This window comes from Eudoraea sp. (assembly GCF_049665975.1).
GTDB lineage: Bacteria > Bacteroidota > Bacteroidia > Flavobacteriales > Flavobacteriaceae > Eudoraea.
The window spans coordinates 1-6,670 of record NZ_JBATGR010000176.1 but is presented as its reverse complement, the minus strand read 5'-3'; the positions used below and the strand labels follow the sequence as shown (position 1 = coordinate 6,670).

The 6,670-nt window shown below is 38.0% G+C and carries 5 protein-coding genes; 2 read left to right on the top strand and 3 right to left on the bottom strand.

What is annotated here, in order from left to right; genetic code table 11:
• Positions 1-139, bottom strand: a 139-nt coding sequence (locus tag WBN20_RS06775) for an SAM-dependent chlorinase/fluorinase (RefSeq protein WP_424281162.1), incomplete at its 3' end; no start/stop codon positions are given.
• Positions 140-268: 129 nt separating this feature from the next.
• Between WBN20_RS06775 and WBN20_RS06770 the strand changes: the two genes are divergently transcribed.
• Positions 269-1,222, top strand: coding sequence for a PhoH family protein (locus tag WBN20_RS06770; RefSeq protein ID WP_424281161.1), 954 nt, complete (start codon positions 269-271; stop codon positions 1,220-1,222).
• 9 nt (positions 1,223-1,231) lie between these two features.
• Positions 1,232-2,182 carry a phosphoribosylaminoimidazolesuccinocarboxamide synthase gene (locus WBN20_RS06765; RefSeq protein ID WP_424281160.1) on the top strand — a complete coding sequence of 317 codons (951 nt, stop codon included), beginning with the start codon at positions 1,232-1,234 and terminating at the stop codon, positions 2,180-2,182.
• Positions 2,183-2,452: 270 nt separating this feature from the next.
• Here WBN20_RS06765 and WBN20_RS06760 read toward each other — a convergent pair whose 3' ends face one another.
• Positions 2,453-3,535: an ion channel gene (locus tag WBN20_RS06760; RefSeq protein WP_424281159.1), complete on the bottom strand. Its 1,083-nt coding sequence runs from the start codon at positions 3,533-3,535 to the stop codon at positions 2,453-2,455.
• On the bottom strand, positions 3,532-6,465 hold the full coding sequence (locus tag WBN20_RS06755; protein WP_424281158.1) for a ligand-binding sensor domain-containing protein: 2,934 nt from the start codon (positions 6,463-6,465) through the stop codon (positions 3,532-3,534). The genes WBN20_RS06760 and WBN20_RS06755 overlap by 4 nt, the downstream gene beginning before the upstream one ends.
• Positions 6,466-6,670 lie beyond the last annotated feature (205 nt).

Here is a 6,670-nt window from a genome sequence, read left to right as displayed (position 1 = left end):
CCTGAATATTAAAAGGGCTTACGCTGTGTGTGATATCAACAATTTTAGCATCCGAAAGCTCTTTATAAATAGTCCCCTTAAGGGCCCCTACAAAATGGTCTTTATATCCAAAATCTGTAGTTAAAGTAATGATCGCCATGCAGCACTGTTGATATTTTTTTAACTATTCAAACCGATTTTTACTTAAGTTTGTTTGACAAAATTACATGAAAAAAACAGCCTACAGAAATTTATCTTACGGCACACAACAATTAAATAAATCTATTCATTGAACGAACTCAACTTAGAACTTACCGCGATTAGTCCAAGGGAATTCTTCGGACATCAAAACGAAAACATTAATCTCTTAAAAAAACATTTCCCCAAATTAAAAATAGTAGCGAGAGGAAGCAAAATAAAAGTTTTTGGCGATGAACCTCTGCTGGATGAGTTTGATAAGCGTTTTCATATGCTTACGGCCCATTTTACAAAGTATAACACACTAGACGAAAATGTAATAGAGCGAGTGCTTACAAGCAGCGATAAAGGAGAATATGAATCTTCAGAAAGTAGCGGAGATATTATTGTTCACGGGGTTAATGGTCGTTATATTAAAGCGATTACAGCCAACCAAAGAAAACTTGTTGATTCTACGGATAAAAATGACCTGGTATTTGCCATAGGCCCTGCTGGTACAGGTAAAACTTATACCGGAGTTGCATTGGCAGTGAGGGCATTAAAAAATAAGGAAGTTAAAAGAATCATTTTAACCCGGCCTGCGGTTGAGGCCGGAGAAAACCTGGGATTTTTACCCGGAGACCTGAAGGAAAAACTGGATCCTTATATGCAGCCTCTTTATGATGCCCTTCGCGATATGATACCGGGCGAAAAACTTATTCATTACATCGAAAACGGAACCATACAAATTGCTCCACTAGCTTTTATGCGGGGACGAACTTTGGACCATGCATTTGTAATCCTTGATGAGGCGCAGAATACAACACATGCCCAGATGAAAATGTTTCTTACCCGTATGGGGAAGAATGCCAAATTTTTAATTACCGGCGACCCCGGACAAATAGATTTACCGCGCAGGGTTATCTCCGGCCTTAAAGAAGCACTATTGATTCTTAAAAGCGTACCTGGTATCCAGATCATATATTTAGACGACAAGGATGTAATACGCCATAACCTTGTAAAGAAGGTAATAGATGCCTATAAGAATATTGAGCATCAAAACTAAAAGAGAAGTATGGCCGAGACAATCATGACTACTAATTTTAGTTTCCCCAACCAAATAGGGGTATATAAGGGAAAAGTGAGGGAAGTTTATCATTTAAAAAATGATAAACTCATTATGATAGCAACAGACCGCTTGTCTGCTTTTGATGTTGTCATGCCTAAAGGAATTCCATACAAGGGCCAGATACTCAACCAGATTGCTACTAAAATGATGAGGGCGACCTCAGATATAGTTCCAAATTGGTTAGAAGCCACTCCCGATCCTAATGTGGCTATTGGCCAGGCCTGTGAACCATTTAAGGTTGAAATGGTAATACGGGGATATCTTTCGGGGCATGCGGCACGCGAGTACAAAGCCGGTAAAAGAACTCTCTGTGGTGTTGCAATGCCCGAAGGGATGATTGAAAATGACAAGTTTAAAGAACCCATCATAACCCCGGCTACCAAAGCCGAAGAGGGAAACCACGATGAAGACATTTCCAGGGAAAATATTATAAAGCGCGGTATTGTATCAGAGAAGGATTATGAAATACTTGAAAATTACACAAAGGCCTTGTTTAGGAGGGGCACCGAAATTGCAAAGCAAAGGGGATTACTTCTGGTTGATACCAAGTATGAATTCGGGAAAAATAGAGATGGCGAAATTCTCCTCATAGATGAAATACACACCCCTGATTCTTCGCGCTACTTTTATGCGCAAGGTTACGAAGAAAGGCAGAGCAGGGGAGAAGGTCAAAAACAACTTTCCAAGGAATTTGTACGCCAATGGTTGATTAGTAATGGATTTCAGGGGCTGGAAGGGCAAACGGTTCCCGAAATGTCTGATGAGTATATTACCACAGTTTCTGAGCGTTATATTGAACTTTATGAAAATATTACAGGAGAAACATTTATTAAAGCAGATACAACTAATATAATGCATCGTATAGAAAACATTGTACTTGAATATTTAAGGGATTAGGTCGGTAAAACAGCGAAAGGGGAAGCAAAGTAGAATGTTCTTCTATTAAAGCAAATTAAGCCTGCTTTAAAAGATAAAGCAAAGTATCTGATAGGCAAATTTGTAAAAGAAGAGTTAGTGGAGCATGCACTGGATGGGTTACAGAAGTACGGAATGAAAATTTAAAGTAAATTTCAAAGAAACCTATATTTTTTGTTTATGCTTTGTCAGCAGTTGTTTTTTAGTAATTGACCGGTTTGAATATTTAAGGATTTCGGAACACTCCATTTTTTATTTCGCCTTAACACCATACTTCCTTTGCAAATCTATCCAATGTTCCTTCTGGATCTCCTTCATTAAACCAACATTGATCAGGTCAAAAGCCAGGTGGTTCTTCGGTAACATAAAACTTTGATAGTTCTCTTTAAAAGTGATGGGCAGCAGTTTCACCTTTTCATCTAAAGAAAGCCGATTGATGTAATACTGTAAAATGGTATGATCGAATAGCAGTACATCATTTTCTTTTTTGGCAAGTGCTCTGAGGGCAAGAATTGGTGAAGCATAAGTCATATTAATTGGAATATTTTCTTCTATTAAATAGGACTCCTCGTTTGTAGCACCCACTACTGAAATATTTTCCACCAATCGAATATCCTCGGCATTTTTGATGTCAGTTTGTAATCCGGAAATAGTTAGCGTGGAAGCGATGCTGGCAGTAAAACTCGAAATAATGATCACTGCAGTAAACATCCAAATAATGGCAATCGCTTTGCCTATATTCGACTTGGGAGCTTTATCGCCATAACCCACCGTAGTCATTGTTACTGCGGACCACCATAGCCCGTCAAAAAGGCCTAAAAGACCGGGACGGAATTGAAATTTATTATGTCTTCGTTCAATTAGCCATAGAAAAAAACCAAAGACAAAAATGACAAAAATGAGTAACAATATAATTTCTAAAAAAGCCAGTGAGAAAATATTACTAATGAAAACAGTTAAGGGGGAGCGATTTAAGTAAGGAATAGCTACTCCAATACTGGAAATGAAATAGGGCTGTGTCATGTCAAATTTATTAACCCGCGAATCATTCACATCCATAGGATTAATGGTTAAATCGATTTCCTCGTACTCAAGACTTTTTAAAATACCGATGAAATCTGAATATAGTTCATAACGGAAATTCAGATCGGCAGACTGTGCTATGTTTTCCCATAACTCAATACTCAAGCCCTCAAAATCACCATCTTCCATTTTTATTACAAAGGGTGGATTATGGTAAATACCTACGGTAAGCGTATCTCGTTCAGCAGAAGCCTGAAGAGTACTTACTACAAGCAATAATAAAATTAATATGTGCAACCATTGATTCTTCATACCTCCTTCGTTATTTCCTCGTGAATGGAAAAGCAGATAAATTGTGCTAAAATTCTAAACATAACTAAATCATTAGGGTCGAATTGATTTTTCTGGATACTGTAAGCACATAATACAACCGGCTGATCATTCTCTAAAGTAAAAGGAATAAACAATAAGGAATTAAAACGGTAGGCAGCCTTTTCTTCAATATACATGGTATGCTCCTTATTGAAGTCATTAATTAAGACTTCCTGATTGTTGGCCATAGCCCAGCATGTTATACTGGTTTTGATGTTGAAGGATTTGCTTCTAAAGGTATAACCACTTCTTTCCTGGTTGGAAAAACCCTTGTGGACGATTTCATTTTTTACCTTAAATGCAATTTCAAAAGCGTTTATATCAGAAGATTGGTTAACGGCTTTACCCATCGCAGTGATGATGTCGTTCCACGATGCCTTTTTGGGAATTTCTTTGATAAATAGTTCAAGAGTATGGATATTCGAATTTGCACTATCCAATTCTTCTTGCTGCTCTTCAAATTCTTGAATCTTTTGATGGAGTTGCGCTTCTTTTATCGCTAACTTTTCATTGGAGTATTTCAAGACTTGTTGTAATCTGTTGAAACGTCGTCTTACATAAAAACGAAAATAATAGGATATAAATAAAACCAGCAGACCAATCGAACTATAGATAAACCAAGTTTGCAAATACAGGGGCAGAAATACGTTTAACTGAATTTCCAAGGGTTTGCTCCATTGGTATCCTCCAGGTTGTTTAGCTCGCAATTCAATGTAGTAATTACCCAGTTCAATTTGGCTTAAGCTTAGTGAATTGTTATTACCGTTTGATTGCCAGAGCTGTTCTTCCAACATAATCTGTCTGTCTTCTTTGGAGAGCAGTCTGTATTGGTATTGAACATTTCTAGCAGGAAATGACAAATTTGTAAAGTACAAATTGAGCTCTTGACTTTTTTTTATTTTTAACACCTCATTAAAGCCTTCGGGTAATACCCTTTGATTGATCATGATCTTTCTAATCCTTGGTGGATTGGAATAGGGAAGGGTAGCAGCAGACATGCGCGAGTATACCAGGCCTTCAGCAGTGCCTGCCCAAAGACGTCCCTGATCATCTGTAGTGATACATCGGTAAGCACTTATAACAGCTGGTAAACCTTCTGTTTCACCTAAAACTGTAGAAGTATTTTGTTGGTGAAATACCAGTCCTTTAGTAGCTGTGGAGATCCAAATATTATTATTGGAATAATGCGTTACGCCCCTTACTTCTTCCTGACCTAAAATATCATTTTGGATCAATGTAATTTTTTCACCATCGTAGCGCAGCAAGCCATCAGTAGTAGCCAGCCATACAACGCCACTGTCGTCAACCGTCAAATCATGGGCTTCAAAATTGAGCATAGCTGTAAATGGAAGTGCAGGGCTAAGGTTTACAAATTGATCTTCCACTGGATCAAAACGATACAAATAACTTTTTTCACCAATGCCTGCGGCATATATTTCGCCCCGGGCACTTTCCTTGATTGCCAGGATCCTACTTGCAAAGCCTTTGGTCTCATCATAATACGTGATTGCACCTTTCTCATCGATCTTTGCAATGCCAATAATGGGTTTGTTCAAAGGAGCCTGGCAAAACCAAAGGTTCCCTTTACTGTCTGGAAAAAGATTGAAAATGGTCTCTCCCCGTTCATGGAAATCATCATATCTTTTGACAATCCTGTTTTTATCATATTTTAATAATTCAACTTTTGGGTTAGCGGTAGTCACCCAGAGGAATCCCGCTTTATCTTGAGCAACTGCAGTTGCCTGTAAATTATCAAAGATGGGCCTGGCAGTAAATTCATCCTGATTGGGAGAGATTTCGAATAAATAATTAATGGGTGCCCAGGCTTTCCCTTGATTGCCCATGGCAATACTGATAGGATTATTCAAGGGTAAATTTTTAACGGTTTTGAAAAAGCGTTGTTGAAGCAGCCAAAGACCGGTTTCCGAACAAACCCAAAGCTTATCATTATTACTTTTGCTATCTGTTGTTACATAGATTTCATTGATAGGTCCAAAATCCAATTCTTCCACTCGATGAGCTTCATTGGCTCCATATATCGTTTGAGGAGGATCGTTTAAATCAGATACCATAAATAACTTTCCCTTTCTGGTCCCTATGACGTATTGATCATTTTCATCGGCATACATGGCAGTAATCAGGTCATCATCGAGCTCAATCGTCTTAATTAGTTGGGGCTTATTTTCTTGAATTTTATAGACCCTGAGTGCATCGTTTCCCACCAGAAGATAGTCTTTGTGAATTAATAAGGCATTTCCATTTTTAATGTTCAGCTTTTTTTTAAAGGTATTAGCGGCTTTATCAAAATAGAACAATCCATCCAATGGGCTCAGCACCCAAATACCTCCCTTTGAGTCTTTATGTATCCCAAGCTTTTGTGCTTTATCCGTTTTGGAAAATGGATAAGTTTTGAAATCTTCTTGCTGCAACCTGCCAACGCTATGATTGGATTGCGTGAGCCAGATTTCCTGATCTTTAGCTGGTGCAAAATCGTTGGGATAAAAAGGAAGCCCGGCAGTTTCATTTATTGTGCCTTCTATTAGCGGAATTACCTTAGGCTGGGAAAGCAAATCGTCAATTTGATAGATACCCATATCATTTACAAACAACAGCTGATCTTCACGTTCATGAAGCTGATGAACGAATTGACTCTTGGTATGTATGCTATAAAGGTCGAAATGGATTCCATCAAATCGATACAAACCGTTTTGACTGCCAATCCATATAAAGCCCGCCTGATCCTGAAGTACAGTGGAAACCTGGTCAAAAGGGGCTCCAGACCCTGAATTGTATTGAACATAGCTATACTGTTGTGCAGAAATATGAATAGATATGCCACACAAACAAAGGCAGAGAATTACTTTGTTCAATTTTCCTAGCCTTAGAGACAAATGTAGGAAAAAAATAGTCTATTTCAGGACACGATCATAGACCATTTTGTCATTTTATAATTGGTTAATTATTAGTCACCCCGATCCCTATAGTTCCTTCTCTATAATATTACGAAGGAGTAGCAATCTGGAATATATGGATGAAGGCTATTGTTATACAATGTTTAATGCAGTTCTAATTATT

Bases quoted from the DNA above. Each gene is read 5' to 3' on its own strand.
- WBN20_RS06760 (WP_424281159.1), bottom strand. From the start codon at position 3,535: ATGAAGAATCAATGGTTGCACATATTAATTTTATTATTGCTTGTAGTA.
- WBN20_RS06765 (WP_424281160.1), top strand. From the start codon at position 1,232: ATGGCCGAGACAATCATGACTACTAATTTTAGTTTCCCCAACCAAATA.